The 20050-nt window shown below is 67.4% G+C and carries 16 protein-coding genes; 8 read left to right on the top strand and 8 right to left on the bottom strand.

The genetic code is table 11. The features are described from left to right. Positions 1 to 88 precede the first annotated feature (88 nt). The 3 genes from IT779_RS26085 to IT779_RS26075 form a co-directional block, all read right to left on the bottom strand. A complete protein-coding gene (locus IT779_RS26085; RefSeq protein WP_196152068.1) occupies positions 89 to 853 on the bottom strand; it encodes a TetR/AcrR family transcriptional regulator in 765 nt (254 codons plus the stop codon). A gap of 167 nt (positions 854 to 1020) precedes the next feature. Continuing rightward, complete coding sequence (locus IT779_RS26080; RefSeq protein ID WP_196152227.1) at positions 1021 to 2691, bottom strand: thiolase C-terminal domain-containing protein; 1671 nt, start codon at positions 2689 to 2691, stop codon at positions 1021 to 1023. Positions 2692 to 2720: 29 nt separating this feature from the next. Next, positions 2721 to 4190 carry a class I adenylate-forming enzyme family protein gene (locus IT779_RS26075; RefSeq protein WP_332838968.1) on the bottom strand — a complete coding sequence of 490 codons (1470 nt, stop codon included), beginning with the start codon at positions 4188 to 4190 and terminating at the stop codon, positions 2721 to 2723. Between the two features lie 228 nt (positions 4191 to 4418). Here IT779_RS26075 and IT779_RS26070 point away from each other — a divergent pair, with 228 nt between their 5' ends. Both IT779_RS26070 and IT779_RS26065 read left to right on the top strand, forming a co-directional pair. Further along, positions 4419 to 5585 (top strand): thiolase family protein, encoded by a 1167-nt coding sequence (locus IT779_RS26070; RefSeq protein ID WP_196152067.1) that lies wholly within the window; start codon positions 4419 to 4421, stop codon positions 5583 to 5585. Between the two features lie 45 nt (positions 5586 to 5630). After that, complete coding sequence (locus IT779_RS26065; RefSeq protein ID WP_196152066.1) at positions 5631 to 6398, top strand: SDR family NAD(P)-dependent oxidoreductase; 768 nt, start codon at positions 5631 to 5633, stop codon at positions 6396 to 6398. A gap of 280 nt (positions 6399 to 6678) precedes the next feature. Here IT779_RS26065 and IT779_RS26060 read toward each other — a convergent pair whose 3' ends face one another. Then, positions 6679 to 7488 (bottom strand): phytanoyl-CoA dioxygenase family protein, encoded by an 810-nt coding sequence (locus IT779_RS26060; protein WP_196152065.1) that lies wholly within the window; start codon positions 7486 to 7488, stop codon positions 6679 to 6681. 496 nt (positions 7489 to 7984) lie between these two features. On the opposite strand from IT779_RS26060, the gene IT779_RS26055 reads away from it, so the two are divergent. The 5 genes from IT779_RS26055 (at position 7985) to IT779_RS26035 (ending at position 14033) form a co-directional block, all read left to right on the top strand. Then, entirely contained in the window at positions 7985 to 8722 is a 738-nt protein-coding gene (locus tag IT779_RS26055) for a TetR/AcrR family transcriptional regulator (protein WP_332838967.1), read from the top strand. A 276-nt stretch (positions 8723 to 8998) separates the two neighbouring features. Then, positions 8999 to 9787, top strand: a complete 789-nt coding sequence (locus IT779_RS26050) for a coniferyl-alcohol dehydrogenase (protein ID WP_196152063.1) — start codon at positions 8999 to 9001, stop codon at positions 9785 to 9787. 31 nt (positions 9788 to 9818) lie between these two features. After that, complete coding sequence (locus IT779_RS26045) at positions 9819 to 11546, top strand: thiamine pyrophosphate-binding protein (protein WP_196152062.1); 1728 nt, start codon at positions 9819 to 9821, stop codon at positions 11544 to 11546. Between the two features lie 52 nt (positions 11547 to 11598). Next, a complete protein-coding gene (locus IT779_RS26040; RefSeq protein WP_196152061.1) occupies positions 11599 to 12027 on the top strand; it encodes a nuclear transport factor 2 family protein in 429 nt (142 codons plus the stop codon). A gap of 53 nt (positions 12028 to 12080) precedes the next feature. Beyond that, positions 12081 to 14033: an MFS transporter gene (locus tag IT779_RS26035; RefSeq protein WP_196152060.1), complete on the top strand. Its 1953-nt coding sequence runs from the start codon at positions 12081 to 12083 to the stop codon at positions 14031 to 14033. Positions 14034 to 14132: 99 nt separating this feature from the next. Here IT779_RS26035 and IT779_RS26030 read toward each other — a convergent pair whose 3' ends face one another. Then, on the bottom strand, positions 14133 to 14927 hold the full coding sequence (locus tag IT779_RS26030; protein ID WP_196152059.1) for a thioesterase family protein: 795 nt from the start codon (positions 14925 to 14927) through the stop codon (positions 14133 to 14135). Positions 14928 to 15156: 229 nt separating this feature from the next. After that, on the bottom strand, positions 15157 to 15918 hold the full coding sequence (locus tag IT779_RS26025) for a TetR family transcriptional regulator (RefSeq protein ID WP_196152058.1): 762 nt from the start codon (positions 15916 to 15918) through the stop codon (positions 15157 to 15159). Positions 15919 to 16003: 85 nt separating this feature from the next. Here IT779_RS26025 and IT779_RS26020 point away from each other — a divergent pair, with 85 nt between their 5' ends. Then, a complete protein-coding gene (locus tag IT779_RS26020) occupies positions 16004 to 17191 on the top strand; it encodes an FAD-dependent monooxygenase (RefSeq protein ID WP_196152057.1) in 1188 nt (395 codons plus the stop codon). 185 nt (positions 17192 to 17376) lie between these two features. Here the strand turns inward: IT779_RS26020 and IT779_RS26015 are convergent, their stop codons facing one another. Next, the gene (locus IT779_RS26015; protein WP_196152056.1) at positions 17377 to 18546 is read right to left on the bottom strand and encodes an acyl-CoA dehydrogenase family protein; all 1170 of its coding nucleotides are present in this window, start codon (positions 18544 to 18546) and stop codon (positions 17377 to 17379) included. After that, positions 18543 to 20045 (bottom strand): aldehyde dehydrogenase, encoded by a 1503-nt coding sequence (locus IT779_RS26010; protein ID WP_196152055.1) that lies wholly within the window; start codon positions 20043 to 20045, stop codon positions 18543 to 18545. Before IT779_RS26010 ends, IT779_RS26015 begins: the two co-directional genes overlap by 4 nt. Positions 20046 to 20050 lie beyond the last annotated feature (5 nt).

The raw sequence follows: 20050 nt of genomic DNA, 5'->3' as shown, positions 1-20050 counted from the left end.
AAAATGAACGATCATTCACCAGTGGGTGCTCGACGACCACGCGGCCCCGTCGCGAGGGTGGCCCATTCGCCGCTACGGCACGGAAGAATCAATCCCCGTCGATATGCCGAGGACGCACGCTGAAAGTGTCGAAGACGAAGTCGAGGAACTCCTGCGCTTCGGTCGGCCACCCGTCCTCGTCGGTCGTCTCGGCCACGGTGGTGACCAGGATGAACGCGGTGACGACCGCGAAATACAAGCGGCCCAACGCGATCGGCGAACCTGGCCGCAGCGTGCCGTCGGATTGCCCCGTCTCGATGACTTCACAGATGTAACTCAGCACCCGCCGCTGATACAGCAGCCATGCCTCGGGGATGTCCGTGCCGCGTGATCTGGCCATTCGCGAGATCTCGGCCGACACCGCGCCCCAGGCGGGGTGTTCCAGCGCGTGCTCTATCTGGAGTCTGGCGAGGCCGACCAACCGCTCGTCGGCGGGAACACCGTCGGGTATCAGCTTCTGGATCGACTCGATCGCGATACTGCGACGCATCAGCACCTGCTCGTACAGGGCATCCTTGCTGTCGAAGAACGAATAGATCGATCCGACCGAGAACTCACACTGCGACGCGACGTCCTTCAATCCGGTGTCGTGGTATCCGCGTTCGGCGAAGAGTTGCTCCGCGGTGTCGAGGATCTGCTCGCGCGAGGTCTCGATACGCTGCCTGCGGCGTATCTCACGGGGACTCGGAGCGGCGGGCGCCGCCCGGCCGGTTCCCTTCCGCGCCGCCGCGCCGCTCGACACGTTCGCGCCCTCGTCGTGTCCGGTGACCGCGCGATGCTCGCCGACACCGGCTTTCGCGTTCGGTCTCACCATGGCAGTCTCCTCTCCCACCGACGCATCTCCCCGCACGATCCGCCGAATCATCGGGAACCGGTTCGAACGGCCGTCCGATTCAATGAACACAGCATAGGTTCTACCGATCTGGTCCTCGTCGTCGTGGGAGACAGCCCGCGGGCGCGCCGTCCTCGGCCGTCGAGCGATCAGCCGTCGGATCGCAACAGCAGCACACCGCCGGGCGTCAGCCCACCGCTGCTGACGACGCCGACCCTGGCGCCGCGCACCTGCCGCTCCCCCGCCTCGCCCCGCAACTGCGTGACCATCTCCTGGATCAGCCCCATCCCGTGGGTTCGGCCGTGGGAGAGCTGTCCGCCGTGGGTGTTCAACGGGAGTATCCCGTCCCGCGCGATGTTCCGGCCGCCGTCGAGGAAATCCTTCGCCTCGCCGAAACCACAGAATCCGAGGGCCTCGATCCAGGACACGCAATTGAAGGTGAAGCCGTCGTACAGCGCCGCGACATCGACATCGGAGGGCCGTAGGTCGGTGCGAGTCCACAGATGCGCGGCCGGGCCGAGCACCTGCGGCTCATGCGTGGAAGTGCTCTGATCCCAGTCGATCTTCTCCATCAGTTGGGTGCCGACCGCTTCGACACGAACCGGGGGCTTGGCCAGATCCGCCGCGGTATCCGCCGCCGAGACCACCACCGCGATCGAGGCGTCGCACGGCACGTCGCAGTCGTAGAGGCCGAACGGTGTCGTGATCGTCCGCGCCGACAGGTAGTCGGCCATCGTCATGGGGTCGCGATACACCGCGGTGGGGTTCAACGCCGCGTTGGCGCGCTGGTTGAGCGCGATCCAGCCGAGCGTCTCCCGAGTGGTGCCGTACTTGCGGAAGTGACGATGCGCGGTCTGCGCGAGGGTGTGCGCCGCCGATACCGCGCCGAAGGGCATCGACCACCCCATCAGGCCCGCGACTCGTCCCCCGCCGGGAACCGGCAGCCTGCCCTGACGCATCAGCTCCTCGTGCGTGGACTGCCACACCGTCCGGAAGCAGAGCACATGCCGGGCCAGCCCCGTCGCGACCGCCAGCATCGCCGCGATCACCGAACCTCCGGGGCCGAAGGTCTCGCCGCCGCCGTTGTACCAGGTCGGACGAATGCGCAGGGCCGACTCGAGCGCGGTCACGCCACCCTCGCTGTGGCCGGACTCCACGCCCCCGCCCGGGTATGTGGACAGTCCGTCGATGTCGTCGAAGGTCAGGCCCGCGTCGGCGATCGCCCGTTCGCACGCCCGGATGGTGAGCGCGAGCGGATCGCGCATCAACCGGCGACCGATCTCGGACGCGCCGACTCCGCTGATGACCGCCTTGTCCTCGAACTTGTCGGTGGTGACCATCGGACGGACGAGCCGCGCGTATTCGGCGGGGGCGATCTCGTCGTCGGGCAGGTCGCGGACACCGGTCTCCGACGCGCTCGGCCGGAACAGCGGCAGCCAGACCTCTTGGTGTGCTTCGAAGAGGACTTCGACGGGCATCCCGAGTTCGACGGCCGCCGGATCACACTGCACCAGCAGCGTGGTGAGCCGCACCCGTGGATCCTCGTCCAGGGCGACCTCGGCGACGATGTAGGGCGGCGGCAGTCCTGGCAGCGCGAACCGCTCGTTGACGGTGTAGCCGAACAGGATGCCCTTCCCCGACACGATCCGATGCTCGGTGTCCGCCGAGCGGCACGCCGGACAGATCGGCTTCGGCGGGTGGATCAGCGCCGCGCAGGACCGGCACGCCTGGACCCGCAGCTGCCCGTCTTCGCCCGAGGTCCAATAGAATTCGGTTTCCGGAAGCACCAAGGGCAGCACCCGGTCGGAAGGATTGTTCATCGCGCGTTCCGGTGCGTCGTTGTCCGCGGTCACAGCAGTCTCCGTATCAGTTTTCCGGTGTCGGTTCGCGGCAACTCCGCGCGGAAGACGATCTCGTCGGGAGTCTTGGACGTACGCAACCGCTCGCGCACCCAGTCTTTCACCTCCGCCTCGAGCAGTCGTTCGCCCGCCCGCACCACCACGTGCGCGACGATGCGGTGTCCCCATTCGTCGTCGGCAGCGCCGACCACGCCCGCGTCGAGGACCGCGGGGTGGGCGATGATGGTCTCCTCGATCTCGGCGGGTGCGATGTTCTCGCCGCCTCGAATGATGGTGTCGTCCATACGGCCTTCGACGAACAGATAGCCGCCGTCGTCCAGATACGCTTGGTCCCGCGTATGGAACCAACCGTCGGCCGACGAGATACCGGGCTTGCCGTAGTACTCGCCCGAGACCTGCGGTCCCTTGACGCAGAGTTCCCCGCGCACCCGCGTCGGGCACTCGTCGCCGTTCTCGTCGAGCACCGCGATGGTCACGCCGGGCACCGGCCTGCCGACCGACCCGAGTCGGGCGCGGATCGCGGCGTCCTCGGATTCGATGGCGGCCCTGTGGTCGTCCGGGCCGAGCAGCGCGATGGTCGACGCCGTTTCGGTCAGACCGTAGGCGTTGACGAATCCGGTGCCGGGGAACATCGCCAGCGCCCGGGTGATGATGCTCATCGGCATCCGAGCGCCGCCGTAGGAGATGGCGACCAGTGGCGGCGCCTTCTGGCCGCGCTCGTCCAGGTAGTCGCAGATACGCGCGAGCATGGTCGGAACCACCATCGCGTGCGTGACCCCTTCGGCATCGGCCATGTCCAGCCAAGCCTCGGCGTCGAACCGGTCGAGGTAGACCAGCCTGCGCCCGGCGTACACGTTCGAGAGCAGGTTCGCCACGGCGGCCACGTGGTAAGGCGGCACGCTCACCAATCCTGCCTGCGCCTGCGCACCGGAACCGAATTCGACGGTCTCGAGTATGTAGGAGACGAGATGGCGATGGCGTAGTACGGCGGCCTTCGGCTCGGAGGTGGTACCGCTGGTGTACAGCAGCACGGCGACCCGTTCCGGATCTACCGGCCCTTCCTCGAGCGGCGTGGTAGCCGCCGCCAGTTCGAGCCACCGCGCCGCCGACAGGACACGCCCGCCGGTGCGGATGCGCTCGGGGGTGTCGGTGACCACGAGGGGATTGTCGAAGCGGTCGATCAGCGCACCGAGTTTGTCGTCGGCCAATCGGTAGTTCAGGGGAACGAAGGGGACTCCGGCCCGCGCCGCCGCGAAGAGCGTGACCGGGAACGCGACCCCGTTCACACCGACGAACAGAATCGCGTCACTGCCCGCCTCGGCGGCCACCCTGGCGCCGCCCGCCGACATCCGGGCGACATCGCGGTAGGTCGCGCGACGTATCCGGGCGGAGCTCTCCACCACCGCGTCCTCGTCAGGCCACGCCGACGCGGCCATGGTCAACAGCATTTCGAGATTCACTTCGACGACTTTCGTTGGTTCAGCAGGGACCGAGGTGGCGCCGGGTCCGCCGCGCCGTGGGTTCGAGGCCGTCCGCCATGCCGGGTCACCCGTTCCCCCTCGATTCGGAAATTTGAACAACCATTCAAGCAGATGAGTTCTACATTGAACAGATTGTATTGTTCATCATACTGAACTACTGTTCAAGTGGACTTCTCAGCCGGTAGGCATGCAGCGAATAGAGGAACAATGAGCGACGCCGTCATCGTCAGCGCAGTTCGCACTCCCATCGCCACAGCGCGGAAGGGGACGCTGAAAGACACCCCCGCCGAGGAACTCGCGAGCCACATCCTCGCCGAGGCGATTCGCCGCTCCGGCATCCCCGGCGAGGAGGTGGACGACGTCATCTTCGCCGAATCCCTTTACGGTGGTGGCGATCTCGCCCGCCACGCCGCAGTCGCGCTCGGCCTGACGCGAGTTCCCGGCCAGGCGGTGAACCGCCATTGCGCGGGCAGCCTGACCGCGGTCGCCAACGCCGCGGGCTCGATCCGGTCCGGCATGGACCGGGTCGTGGTCGCGGGCGGTGTCCATTCGTTCTCGACCGGTCCGACGCTGACGTGGCGGGTGCCCGGCACCGAGGAAACAATCAAGCGGATCCCGCCGAGCTTTCCCTACACGGCCGAGGCGACCGACGACACCAGCATCTCGGTGGGCTGGAATGTCGCGGTCAAGTACGGGTTGACTCGTGAACAGATGGACGCCTGGGCGGTCCGCTCCCACAGTCGCGCCGTCGCCGCGATCGACGCGGGCGTCTTCGATGACGAGATCGCTCCGCTGAAGATCGGTACGCCCGACGGCGAGATCATCGAGTTCGCCGTCGACGAACACCCGCGGCGTGACACCACCGCCGCGAAGGTGGCCGGATTGAAGCCCTTGCACCCCGAGATCGACGGTTTCTCGATCACGGCCGCCAATTCCAGCGGAATCAACGACGCGTCCGCCGCGCTCACCCTGACTTCGGCGGAGCACGCCCGCGAGCGCGGGCTGTCCGTTCTCGGGACCATCCGGTCCTGGGCCTCGGTCGGCGTCGATCCGAAGTACACGGGCGAGGGCGGTTTCGCCGTCATCGCCCCCGTCCTGAGCCGCGCCGGAATCTCGCAGGCCGACGTGACGTTGTGGGAGATCAACGAAGCGTTCGCCTCGGTTCCCGTCGCCGCGTGCCAGGAACTCGGCATCGACGAGGACATCGTCAACATCTACGGCAGCGGGTGCAGCCTCGGCCATCCGATCGCGGCCAGCGGCGCGCGCATGCTGACCACCCTCACCCACGAACTACGCCGTCGAGGCGGCGGCATCGGCGTGGCCGCCATGTGCGCGGGCGGCGGCCAAGGCGGCGCGGTCGTCATCGAGGTGTGAACTCTAGCAACGGATTCCGAACACCGATTTACCGAAAGAGCAGCAATGGAACTGAAGAACACCTCGGCACTGGTGTGCGGCGGGGCAGGCGGATTCGGCGAGGCGACGGTGCGCAGGCTCGTCGCGGCGGGCGCGCACGTGGTGATCGCCGACCTCGCCGAGGAGAAGGGCAAGGCACTCGAGGCCGAACTCGGCGACCGCGCCCGGTTCCTGTCCACCGATGTGACCAGTGAGGACAGCGTCGGGCAGGCTGTCGCCGCCGCCGCCGACGCCGCGCCGCTGCGATCGTGCGTCATCGTCCACGGCGGACCCGCGGCCGCGCGGCGCATCGTCGATCGCAAGGGCGAGCCGTATTCGCTCGACACCTTCCGGCGCACGGTCGATGTGTTCCTCTCCGGGACCTACAACGTGCTCAGCAAGGCCGCGGCGGCCATGAGCGTCAGCGAACCCACTCGCGACAACCAGCGCGGCGTCATCATCTCGACGGCCAGTATCGCCGGTTTCGAGGGCCAGGTCGGCCAGAGCGACTACTCGGCGGCCAAAGGCGGCGTCATCGGGCTGACGCTGACCGCCGCGCGCGACCTCGCCCCGGTGGGTGTCCGCATCATGTGCATCGCCCCCGGAACCTTCTACACGCCCGCGTACGGAATGGCGGAGGAAGAGGCCCAGAACCGGTGGGGTCCGACGGTGCCCAATCCGAAGCGCATGGGCCACGCCGACGAGTACGCCGCCCTCGCCGCGCACATCATCGACAACGACTACCTGAACGGCACGGTGATCCGTATCGACGGCGCCCTGCGCTTCAACATCTGAGTCCGCCCCTCCACAGGAACGAGCTCCCGAATGTCTGCGTCCACCACAGGAACTCGCCGAAGCCATCCGATCGGCGCCACGATTCTGCGTGTGGGCATCGGTGCGACGATGATCGCCCACGGCGTCGAGCACGGCCGCAGCCTCGACGGCACCGCGGGCTGGTTCGGATCGATCGGTTCCGGCGCCCGCGCCCGCAGGCGGGGGCGAGTTCGGTGGTCGAGGTCGGGGCGGGGACCGCGAGGGCGACGAGCGTGGCTGAGGAAATCGGCGGTCTATCGACTCACCGGCCGCCGAGTTCCGTCAGTTCCGCGCCGATGCGGGTATTGCCGCTCGCGCTGATTCCGAACAGGCCCTTGGTGCTGTCCGACATCGCCTCGATGGTCTTCGGCGGCAGGGTCAGCGACCAATTCATCTGCTGCCGGAGGAAATCGGCCGAGTAGTAGGCGAAAAGCATCGCGCGCTGCTCGTCGACGGTGACATTGGAGCCCGACGTGTGCCACACCCGACCGTCCATGGCGATCAGCGAGCCCGCGGGCGCCGAGTACGCGCGCATCCGCTGTTCGGCGTCGGCGGGCACATCCGCCCTGCGACTGAAATGATGACTGTCCGGCAGATACCTCGTCGCGCCGTTCTCCTCCCGCACAGCATCGAGACACCAGATGATGTTGATCGCCCACGGCGTCGTCCACGGCTCGGGAACGACGAGCGCCTGATCGGAATGCACGCGCATCGAGCCCGAACCGGGCAATGCGATATTCGCGGTGAAATTCGACACCAACGGCGGTGTGTCGAGTACGCTGCGCACCAGCGACATGGCGAGCGGATGCACGAGCAGGTCGATGAAATAGCGGTCGACCGCGGGCAGATTGAACACGCGCACATTTCGATCGTTGGGATCCAGATGCGCACCGCTCACCCCGGCCGCCGCCTGCGCTTCGGCCGCGCTCCACAGCAACTTCCTACCCTGTTCGACCTGTCGGGCGCTGAGCACGCCGGGCAGGACACACCAACCCTGTTCGCGCAGTTGCGTTTTCGATTCGGCCAGCTCATCCTGCGCGGGGGCAGGCCCGCCGACTGCTGTCTGTGCCATGACTGCTCTCCTCCGAAGTCGGCACGCGGCAACGACATCCGTGACTTCCGCACACATCGCCGATTCGCGGGGTCACAGGCGGCCACCCGATACCGGTCGATGACCGACGCCGCGGCTTTCCAGTCGCGTGCTACTCGCCAATCCTGGGTAGCGAACCACGGAAGCGCCAATGCTTTCGGCCATTCCGATCGGTTATCAACCCTGACGAATTCCGCGGGACCTCGTGCGCCTCGTGCGCCGCGCGATCCTTTTGTGCCCGGCACTGTCGACGATTCGGCAGGCGCTCGGATTTCGGTGTGATCATCGACCGCCCCGGATGCGCGCCGCCTACTCACGGAGGGCGCGGCGAGAACGCGCTACGGTGTCCGATACGGCCGACACAGCGGCGCCCGAGGTCGAGAAAGGTCGCGAACGTCACGTCCGCTCGCACAGCACGCGGCACGGCCCCGCATCCGATCCGCCGGACCGCGATCCAGTAGCAACCGAAAGGGTTTCAGTGGCCAGCGACAGCGTCGGGACCGACGTACCGAAGCGCCCGCGCCGCAGGCGAGGCTCGATCAACGCCGAGGATATTCTCGACGCGGCCTTCGAGCTCGCGGGCCGGACATCGCTGGAAAGCCTGACGATGCCCGCGCTCGCCGCGCACCTCGCGGTCGGAGTCACCAGCCTGTACTGGTATTTCCGCAGCAAGGAACACCTGCTCGACGCGATGACCGACCGCGCGCTCGAGCGGTACAGCATCGGGGTCCCCTTCGTGTCCGCGGCAGGCTGGGACCGCTCGTTGCGCGCGCACGCGCGAACCATGCGGCGCCTGTTCCGCGAGGATCCGGTCCTGTGCGACCTGGTCATCATGCGCACCACCACCTATGGCGCGAACGCGAACCAGGTGGTGATGGAGCGGTTCGAGGCGACCGTGGCAACCTTGATCGAGGTGGGGTTCCGCCCGAAGGACGCGCTGGACATCTATTTTTCCCTCGCCATGTACACCCGCGGCCTGGCGATGCTGGAACGCAGGCAGGACCTGGACCGCGCGGCGGGAATCCGAGCACCCGAGTCGGTCGACTGGGACCGGCTACCTACATTGAACAAGCTGATGAGACAACGCAACCGGATCGGCTTCGTCGAAGAGAACACCTTCGAGTACGGCCTGGACAGCTTCATCGCACATGCCAGAACGATCCTGGAGAAGACACAGCGGGCGGCGGACGCACGCCGCGAGCGCAGGAAGAAGTAGCCGAGCGTCCGAGCGATCCTCCGCAGTGCTTCCACTGCGAAATCGACAGGGAAGGCGCTGATTTCGTTCTCCTGATAGAGGACCTCGCACCCGCCGGAAAATGGTCACAACCCGAAGCTGTCGCTCGAATTCGGCCGCGGCGGTGAACCGCGCAATAGGCACAGCGGTGAACCGCGCAATAACTGACGGCTATACCGACGGTTATTGGACCGGCAGTGGCATGAGTCACCACAGTGAGTGGGCAGCGAAACGCCCGAAAGCGGAGAGTCGACCATGATGCCCTACAACTATGCCGGTAGCCGAGTCGTCGTCACGGGCAGTTCTTCCGGGATCGGCGCTGCCACCGCGCGCGCTCTCGCCGCGGCGGGAGCGCGGGTACACGGACTCGCGCGCCGCGACAGCACCGCCGGTCTGGCGTCCTTCACCACGCTCGACCTCACCGATCCGGCCTCGATCGAGATGGCGGCGGCCACCATCGAGGGTCCGGTGCACGCCCTGTTCAACTGCGCGGGAGCCAATCCGCTCGTCGGCGCGCTCGACATCCTGGCCGTCAACTTCCTCGGCACCCGCCTGCTGACCGAGCGCATCGTCCCGCTCATGACGCCGGGCAGCGCGATCGTCAACGTGTCCTCCGACAGCGGATACGCCTGGCGCAGACGCCAGTCGCTCGCCACCGCATTGGTCGGGACGAGTTCCTTCGAGGAGGGGCTCGAGTGGTACAAGGCCAACACAGCGGATGCGGGACATCCCTACAGCTTCGCCAAGGAAGCCCTCAACATCTGGACCATGTGGCAATCGAGGGTGCTCATCCGCGATGGCATCAGGATCAATGCCCTGAGCCCGGGCGCGGTGGAGACCCCCATGCTGGCCGAGATCGAGAAGGTGTTCCCCGCCGAGATGATCGACGCGGTCACCGACCCGATCGGGCGCCGTTCCACCCCCGACGAGCAGGTCGGTCCGTTGCTGTTCCTCAACAGCGACGCGGCCTCCTATGTCAACGGGATCGACCTCCAGGTCGACGGGGGATTCTGGGCGACTCAGACGCTGGCCGGAAATCTGCACTGACGCAAAACTATGCACTCCGAGGAGTCGACACGTGAAAACCAATGGTGGCGCTGTCCTGGCGCACGCTCTGCGCGCCCAGGGCGTATCGGATGCTTTCGTACTGCACGGCGGGCACCTCGACGCATTCCTGGTGGCTTGCGCCGAGGAATCCATTCGATTGACCGACACCCGCCACGAAGCGACCGCGGGTCACGCGGCCGCGGCCTACGCGCGGGCGACCGCGGATGTCGGGGTCTGCGCGATCACCGCAGGTCCCGGATTCACCAACGCGCTCACCGCCATCGCCGACGCGCATCTCGACGCCGCGCCGGTCCTGTTCATCACCAGTTCCCCGCCACTGCGCGAGGTCGAGACGAACGTCCTGCAAGGCGGCCTCGACCAGATCGCCATGGCGCTGCCGGTGACCAAATGGGCTCATCGAGTCACCCACGTCGAACGCATCCCGGACCTGGTGGACAAGGCCATTCGCATCGCGCTGAGCGGGCGGCCCGGCCCGGTGCTGCTCGAGGTGCCGATCGATATCGTCTTCGCGCCGTTGGAGCACGAACTGACGTATCCGACCCGTACCGCGCCGCGGGCCAAGCCCGCCCTCGACCCCGGTACCGCCGACCGGATTCTGCGACTGCTCGCCGAGGCCGAACGGCCCGCGATCATCGTTGGCGGCGGGATGCTCTTCTCCCCCGACAGCGGTCGGGAGCTGGCCGCGTTCGCCGAGGCGACCGGTATACCGGTGGTCTACAGCAGCAAGGCCAACGGCGTACTGCCGGTCGAGCATCCGTACAACCTGGGCAATGTGGGCGCCATCGCGGCCGCCGCGGCGGGCGCGAAACAGCCCGCCGATGTCGTGCTCCAGGTCGGCGCACGCGCGGGCATGGCGCTGGGCGGCCGGAGCGGGGCCATCGTCTCCCACGAGGCCACCTTGATCCACATCGATATCGACGGCGCCGAACTCGGCAGGATCGATACCCCGGTCATCTCGGCGATCGCCGACGCGGGCGAGTCCTTCGCGGCGCTCAACCGCGGACTCGCGGACCGCCCGGTCTCGGCTCCGACCGGTTGGGTCGAACTGCTGCGCAAGCTCCGGGCTCGGACGGCGGGCCGGTTCGGCGATGTCGCGCCCCACACCGACAGCGGATATATCCATCCGCACCACGCGGCGGCCGCCGTCGCGGCCGCGTTGGATCCGGATACCGCGATTTCCTACGACGGCGGCGAGACACCCGCCTGGTTCGTGCCGCTGTGCACGGCGCCCGGTCCCGGCCTGGCCACCGGCAACGGCTATCTCGGCACACTCGGCGTCGGTCAGGGCTTCGCGATCGGCTTGGCGATCGCGCGGCCGGGTCGCCCGGTGGCCACCGTCATCGGCGACGGCGCGGTCGGCTTCCACCTGTCCGAATTCGACACCATGGCTCGACACAACCTGCCCATCACCACCATCGTCTTCAACAACGGCGCGTGGGGCATCTCACGGCACGGACAGGAACTGGTCTTCGGCGAGCAGAACCTGGCGGTGGTCGATCTGGAACGCACCGCCTACCACGAGGCCGCGCGCGCCCTCGGGTGTGAAGGCGTCGAGGTCGACCGCATCGAGGATCTCGCCCCCGCCATTCGGAAGGCGCAGGAGAGCGGGCGGCCGACCTGCGTCAACGTGATGATCGATCGCGATCTGATCCATCCGAACATCGTCGCCATGGTCGGCTACTCCGACCGCGAGGACGAGATCGCGATCCCGTACTACGAGAACATTCCGGTGCGCTGAGCGCTCCGCCCCACCGGCACATAGTACGCATCCGTACGCAGCGAGGGAGACAATGACCGAGACATCCGCGACCACGAACGTGATCGACCGCCTGTTCGGCGCACTCGAGCGCGGTGACGTCGCCGCCGCACAGGCGTGCCTCACCGAGGACGCCGTGATCTGGCACGGCTTCGACCGCATTCGCCACGACCGCGAATCGGTCGGCAAGGACTGGGAGCAACTGGTCGCGAACTTCGCCCAACGCCGGTTCGTCGATGTGCACCGCAGGCCGACGCCGGACGGATTCGTCCAGCAGCACGTCATGAGCGTGCGGACCGCGACCGGCATACTGCTGGCCTGGCCCCTGTGCGTCGTCGTGACCGTCCGCGGCGACCGCATCGCCCGGATCGACGAATACATCGACCGTGCAGGGCATTTCACACCCGACGACCTCGAATCTGCCTCCTCGCGTTCGGCGCCGACCGGATCGATGACCTCGTAGAAAATATCCAGCGCCGCCGCGACGTCGCGGCAGCCATTCGTCGAAGGACGACGTTGTCAACTTCAACTTCTGCCGCCGCGATCCCCGCGGCCGGTGACTCACAGCGGGCAAGCCGCCCGTGGGCACGACAGCTACAGCACTACCCGAGGACACCGGCCAGGTTCGCGAACCTGGCGATAGTCCTGCTGATCACCATCGTCCTGTACTACCTGACCTACGTACAGGGTTCGGTCGCGGCCCAGATCATGCGCAAATTCGACTTCACCTTCACGCAGTACGTCTACGTGGGCGTCGTCGGCGCGCTCGTCGGCGCGCTCTCCGCCTACGGCGCGGGTATCGCCGATCGTTGGGGCCGGTGCAACGTCGTGCTGGTCTCGATGCTCGTCACGGTATTGCTCATCGCGTTCGGCATGCCCAACGCGGGCGGCAAAGTCATGTATTTCGTGCTGTTCGCGCTCGTCAGCGTCGCCGAAGGCGTTGCGCTGGTGGCGAGTCCGGCCCTGGTGCGAGACTTCTCGCCGCAGCTCGGGCGCGCGCAGGCCATGGGATTCTGGTCACTGGGACCGGTGCTCGGCAGCATCGTTGTCACCCAGGTCTCCAGTCGGACGCTCGACGATCACCCGGATTGGCGCTTCCAGTTCTACATCGCAGGCGCCGTCGGTCTGGTCGTGTGGGTCATCGCCGCGATCGGCTTGCGCGAGCTGTCGCCGCAGCTGCGCGACCAACTGATCGTCAGCGAACGGGACCGGGCGCTCATCGAGGCCAAGGCCGCGGGCATCGACCCCGACGAAGCGCTGGAAGGGCAGTGGCGGCGCGTCCTGCGTTTCGACATCATCGGTTCGTCGCTGGCCATCGGTCTGTATCTGCTGTTCTACACCATGGCGGCGGGCTTCCTCGTCGTCTATCTGGTCACCGTCTTCAACCGGACCGAGGCGCAGGCCAACGCGATCATGAACTGGTACTGGATACCCGCGGCGATCACGCTGATCATCACCGGATTCGGCTCCGATCTGTCGCGGGTCAGGAAGCCGTTCATCGTCGTCGGCACAGTGATCAGCATCATCGGGCTGATCCTGTTCATCGGCGCGACCACCGACAAGAGCACCTCGGTCGACTCGTTGCAGCTGTTCCTGGCCATCGCGGGCATCGGCCACGGACTGGTCAACACCGCCTGGATGGCGGCCTTCACCGAATCCGTGGAGAAGCACAATCCGGCTTCGACGGCGGCGGGTCTGGCCATCTGGGGATCCACCGCCCGGCTCATTTTCACCATCGCGCTGGCGATCTTCCCGTTCGCGGTCTCGGCGACCACCACACTGGTCGAGGACGGACCCGCGCTCCAGGAGATCACCACCAAGTACGCGAAGGAACTGGCCGCGCTGCAGACCGCGGATCAGGCCGCGCTCGCCACCTTGCGGACCGATCCGACCAACGCGCAGGCCCAGGTCGCCGTGCTGGCCTCACTCAGCGGAAAGTCTCCGGAGGACGTGGGCCGGGTCATGGCACTGAGCGCGCAGTACCCGCAGGAGCTGGCCACGGTAGGCGCCGTCGATCCGAACCTGCTGACGGCCATGGCCGCGAACCCCGCGGATCAACAGGCGGCCGTGCAGGCCATCCAGCAGATCGCACAGAAGTTCGGCATCGCGCCGACCGAGGCGATCGCCCGACTGCAGGCGGTCGGCACGATCCCGCCTACCGATCTGGCCTTCCTGCAGACCAACGGCCCCGGTGTCCAGCAGTCGTCGACCACGTTGCAGGCGATCGCGAGCATCCCGGCCACGGACCTACAGTTCATGCAGGACAAAGGCGCCGCGGCCCAACAGGCCACCGAAGACAATCCGAAGCAGTGGCAGAAGTGGTGGATCGTGTGCCTGATCGGACAGATCCTGTTCTTGCCCAGCGTATTTCTGCTGACCGGCCGATGGAATCCGCGTCGCGCCGAGCAGGACGAGATCGCACACGAGCAGCAGGTCCGCGCCGAGATGGCGACGCTGACCGGTAGGTAGACCGCACTCGGCGGCCAGGGGTGCCGGTTCCGACGAGCACGACGGGACCGGCAAACCTTCTCGCGTCCCGCGGGGACACCGAGATCTTCCACCGGATGATCAGGAGCGCCGACGTAACAACACCGACTGTTGGATGCCCGCGACAGGTCCATGCTGATCGAACAAGGTCCCGATCGTCGCTCCGATGCCGTCCGGGCCGTAGGCGGCGTCCGCGCGGATCCCGATCCAGTCTCCTTCCGGCATCCGATGCACGTGGACCGTGAGATCGGTGTTGAGGAAGGTCCACTTCCTGATGTCGGCTTTCGCCCCTACACCATTGGCGTTGTCGGCCACCACGAACAGCCGCTCGAGGGGCGACGGCGCTTCACCTTGTACGAGATCGACCGCGGAACGAATCCACGACTCCCCCGCTCCGGGTGTCGAGCCGGGTTCGACTATCCAACGCCAATCCAGGGTACCGACATAGCCGTCGGTGAAGTGACTCAGATCGTTGCGGTCGGCGACGTTCTCCAAGGGAGTCAAAGGTTCGCCGAAGTTCCGTTGGATCTCGACCGTGTCGGATCGCTCCATGCGCCACGCATGTGCCCGCGCGACCGGCCGCATATCGTCCGCCGACGACATCACGGCCGAAAGATATTCGATCCGCGTTCCGCGTCGTTCCTTCTTCGAGACGACCCGGACCGGGCCGACCGGCACCGGCCCCAGCAGCTCGACGACGATCCGGCTCAACCGTGCGTCCGCGCGGGGTTCGCACCGCTCGAGCGCCCGCACCAGCAGTGCGCTCGGCGGCCCACCGTGCTGCATGTCCCCCCAGGTTCCTCTGGTCAGATCGGCAGAAGAAAAGACTTCCCCCTCCGCGCTCGTATCGATCAACTCGTAGTACGCATCACCCATGTCGCGCCCTCTTCCGAATGAGACCGGTCGCGAATCAGTGATTCCGCGTCCTTGCCGAAACGATGAGACCAGTCTGCGTCGCCGCCGACCGCGAGCTCCAATGCCTGCGGTCATCCTGATCGGTTATGGCAATGGTTCTTGGACACCTCGACCATCGACGCCACATAGTGATCCCACGAACCAGACCGCGACCAGCCGGGGCATCGCCATGCAACACTCGCTGAACGCTCTACCGATCCGTCTCATTATTATATTTATGAGACGAGGCTGCGGGCGATCGTCTCAGATGTCGGTACACCGTCGCGCGGGAGACACCGAGCCGGGCGGCGATCTCCTCGACGCCGCGGCCCTCGGTATCCCGCATCCGCTCGGCCGACTCCACCATTCGCGCGTCCATCACCCCCGGCCGACCCCGCCCTGACGCACGCGCGGACCGCTCGGCGTCGACCGGGGCCAGCGTCGAGTCCAGCAGCGGGCGCACACCTTCGAGTATCGCGGCGCGCAGCTGGTCGACCGGCCGGTCGGCGAACAGCACCACCGGATCGCTGAGCGCGGCGTAGATCTGGGCGGCACGCACCTCGTCGACGAGATCCGCGGCGGGGCCGACCAGTGCCCGCTGGGCCGAGAGCGCGATGTCGCGCAGGCGGCGGTAGGTGTCGTCGGCCGCGGAAAGGGCCTGATCGTGCATCTGGATGCGTAACAACGCGCTGTGCTCGAGCCAGGTGTCGAGCAGGCCGTGCACCACCGCCCACCGCCGCGCCTGCGGGTCGGTCACCGCGTGTGCCGCGGCGAGCACCGCCTCGGTCTGTTCCAGCAGCGGTTCCACCAGCGCGGCCAGGATTTCCGCTTTGCTCGGGAAGTGATAGAGCACAGCGGTTTTCGTCAATCCGACACCTTCGGCGAGCTCGCGCACCGAGACCGCGTGGAAGCCGCGCTCGGCGAACAGCTCGAGCGAGAGGCGCAGGATGCGGGCACGCGGGTCGCCGGTCACGGATCCGATCCTAACCTTGACTGACCATTGGTCAGAGTCATAACCTGGAGACTGACCGATGGTCAGGACACGAGAGGGAGTCCCGGTGCGAAACGAACGAATTCTGATCTCCGGAGCGGGTATCGCGGGCCAGACCGCGGCCTATTGGCTGGCCCGATACGGATTTCGGCCGACCGTGGTCGAACAGGCCGCGCGGATGCGCGAGGGCGGTCAAGGGGTCGACATCCGGGGTCGGGCGATGGAGGTCGCCGAACGCATGTCGATCGCGACCGAGGTCCGCGCGGCGGCCGCCGACGTGGCGGGTATGCGTTTCGTGCGCGGCGACGGCAAGGAGGTCGGCCGCGTCGAGATCCCGCGCACCGACACTTCGGGTATCGAGATCATGCGCGGCGACCTGGTCACCCTCCTGCACGAGATATGCTCCGACACCGTCGAATACGTCTTCGGCGACACGGTCACCGCACTGCGACAGGAAACCGACGGCGTCCGTGTGGAATTCGAGCACGCACCGCCGCGGAACTTCGACTTGGTGATCGGCGCCGACGGTCTGCACTCCACGATCCGCCGCCTCGCCTTCGGCCCCGAATCCGGCTTCACCCGTCACCTCGGCCACTGTTTCGCCTTCGGCGACGCCGATTCCGCGCTCGGCCCCGACCGGTGGGTCACCCTGTTCAACACCCCCGGCCGCGTCGCGGGCGTCTACCGTTCCGGCACCCACCCGGGCGCGAAGGCCTACTTCCTGTTCCGCGCTCCGCCCGACGCCATCGACCCACGCGACCGCGACAGCGCCACCGCCCTGCTCACCGCCGAATTCGGCCGCGAAACCGCCTGGCACGTCCCGCGATTGCTGAGCGGCGTCCTCGCCGACCCGGACTCCTACATCGACACCCTTGCCCAGATCCGCATGCCGTCCTGGTCCACCGGCCGGATCGCACTGCTCGGCGACGCCGCCCACTGCGCATCCCCGGTCAGCGGCGCCGGAGCCGAACTCGCACTCACCGGCGCCTACCTCCTCGCGGGCGAACTCGCCGCCGCCGAAGGCGACCACACCGCCGCCTTCGCACGCTACCGAGCGGCCCACCACCCGCTCGTGCGCCGCCGCGGCCGAATCGGCCCGAATCTGCGCCTCATGGCGCCCCGCACCCGACTCGGCCTCGGCATCCGCGACGCGATCACCCGATCACGCGCCCTGGAATCCCTGGCGGGACTCGAGCGAGTCATGGCGCCACCGACCGTCGCGACGCTGCCCGACTACGAGAGCGCCGCCCACTGACGTATTCGGGTGACCACACCATCGGATCGCGGTCCCAGCGTTCTCAGCGATGCCGCTGGTCGGAGGCCGAGCAATCCGTGTCGCATGCCGCGAGACGTTGCCCGAGCGGCATCCGAGCCTCGGAGTCTGTGAAATCCCCGCGGCAGAACCACGGCGGGACGGTCGCCGAAACCGTGCGGCCGCTGTCAGGGGCGTGGTAGGCCGAGTACGTGTTGGGCGATGATGTTGCGTTGGATTTCGGAGGTACCGCCGGCGACGGTGTGGGCGAAGGTGCGTAGGTAGCGTTCGAACCATCCGGGTGCGGTGGGTTCGGGGTTGAGTGGGCTGAACAGTGATGTGACGGTGGGGTGTTCGAGGCCGCCGGTGTCGGTGAGCGCGTCCTCGGTGGCGCGTTGGACGGCTTCGGATCCGAAGAGTTTGAGGACCGATATCGCGGCGGTGTCGGCGTCGCCGCGGGCGGCACGGGCGAGTGCGGCCGATCCCATGAGGCGTAGGGCGTGTGCGTCCATGACCAGTCTGGCGTAGCGGTCGGCGTCGAGTTCGGTTCCGGGGGTGAAGTCGGTGAGGAGGTGGTCGAGGCGGTCGGCGTAGCCGAGCCACAGCAGGTTTCGTTCGTGGCCGAGTGAGCCGTTGGCGACTTTCCAGCCCCGGTGCAGCTCCCCGACCAGGTTCTCGGCGGGGACTTCGACTTCGGTGAAGGTGACTTCGTTGAAGTCCACGTCGTCGGCGGCGCAGATGGTGGCGATGGGGCGGCGTTCGATTCCCGGGGTGTCGGTGGGGATGAGTAGCGCGGAGATGCCGCGGTGTTTGGCGGCGGCGGGGTCGGTGCGCACGAAGGTGAGGATGACGTCGGCGTCGTGGGCGCCGGAGGTCCAGAGTTTGCGTCCGTCGACGACGAAGCGTTCCCCGTCGAAGCGGGCGCGGGTGCGCAGGGCGGCGAGGTCGGATCCGGCCTCGGGTTCGCTCATGCCGAGTGCGGCGGTGATATCGCCGCGCAGGATCGGGACGGCCCAGCGTTCGTGTTGTTCGGGGGTGCCGAAGGTGATGAGCGAGGCGGCGATGATGCCGAGGCCCTGGGGGTTGAAGTTCTGGTAGATGCGTCGTGCGGCGAGTTCGCGGCGGTGCACGTATTGCTCGAGCACTCCGGCGTCGCGCCCGCCGAAGCGGGGCGGGTGGCCGGGCAGCAACCAGCCGTTGTCGAATTGGACCCGTTGCCAGCGCCGCGCCCATTCGGGGATGTGGGCGGTGGAGTTGGGGCGTTCGTCGGCTTCGGCCTCGGCGGGTAGGTGTTGGTCGAGGAAGGCGATGAACTCCGCGCGGAATGCTTCGACATCGTCGTCGAATGTCAGCTTCACGACCGGTTTCCTTCCGGGTCGGCGGCGGCCGGAACTCGATGTGGCGCGGCGGGTGCCTGGCGGATCGAGATGGATTTGGTGTCGAGGTATCCGGCGAGGCCCTCGTGGCCGAATTCGCGGCCGATGCCACTGCGTTTGACGCCGCCGAAGGGTGCGACGGGGTCCATGGTGTAGGGCTGGTTGATTCCGAGGGTGCCCGATCGGATGTGTCGGGCGATGGCCAGTCCGCGGTCGATGTCGGGTGTCCAGACCGAGCCGGACAGGCCGTATTCGGTGGCGTCGGCGATCCGAACGGCGTGGTCGTCGTCGGTGTAGGTGTGCACGGTCAGCACGGGGCCGAAGACCTCTTCGCGCGCGATGGGCATCGAGTCCTCGACGTCGGCGAAGACGGTCGGGCGAATGTACCAGCCGCGTTCCACGGTCTCCGGCAGTTCGGCGCCGCCGAGGACGAGCCGTGCGCCATGGTCGCGTGCTTGGGTGATGTATCCGCGCACGCGTTGCTGCTGGCGTTGCGAGACCATCGGTCCGACCCTGGTTGCGGGGTCGAAAGGGTCACCGACGGTGAGTTTTTCGATTCTTGCCACGAGAGCGTCGAGGAATTCGTCGTGGCGGTGGCGTGGGAGGAGTACGCGGGTCTGGGCCACGCATGCTTGGCCGCTGTTCATGAGTCCGGCGACCAACATGCCTTCGGCGACATCGTCGGGGTCGGCGTCGTCGAGGACCACGGCGGCGGATTTGCCGCCGAGTTCCAGGCTCACCCGGCGCAGCGCGCCGCCGCAGACCTGCGCGACCTGGCGTCCGGCGGCGGTCGACCCGGTGAACGACACCTTGTCCACGCCGGGATGGGCGACCAGATGCTGCCCGGTGTCGCGGTCGCCGGGAAGAATGCTCACGACTCCGGGCGGCAGGTCGAGCTGTTCGAGCAACTCCGCCATGAACAGCGCGTCCAACGGGGTTTCCGGGGACGGTTTGACCACGATCGCGCAGCCTGCGAGCAGGGCCGGGATCAGTTTCGCGACGATCAGGAACGTCGGCATGTTCCACGGGATCACCGCGGCGACGACGCCGACCGGTTCGTGCTCGACCGCGACGTCGCCACCGAGGAAACCGGCCCGGGTCTCGCGCCACGGAAAGCGCTCGGCGATGTCGGCGAAGGCCCGCATCATGACACCGGGCAGCTTCACGTGCGCGGAACGGGCGAAGGTGATGGGGGCGCCCATCTCGGTGGTGATCGTCGTGGCGAGTTCGTCCTCGCGGGCGGTGTAGAGCTCGGCCAGGCGGCGGATCAGCGCGATCCGCTCGGCCGGCGGGGTGTGCGGCCACGGCCCGTGGTCGAAGGCCGCGCGGGCGGCGGCCACCGCGCGATCGATGTCGGCGGGCGCGGCGGCCGGGACGCGGGTCACGAGCTGTTCGGTGTGCGGGGAGATCACCGAGAGGGTGTCGGTGGTCGCCGGGGTGACCCACCGTCCGCCGATATACAGGTGCTCCGTCTTTGTCATCGGTT

It is taken from the genome of Nocardia bovistercoris, assembly GCF_015674855.1.
In the GTDB taxonomy this organism is placed as follows: domain Bacteria; phylum Actinomycetota; class Actinomycetes; order Mycobacteriales; family Mycobacteriaceae; genus Nocardia; species Nocardia bovistercoris.
Note: the sequence above shows the minus strand (reverse complement) of the source record. Positions and strands in the feature narration are given on the sequence as shown.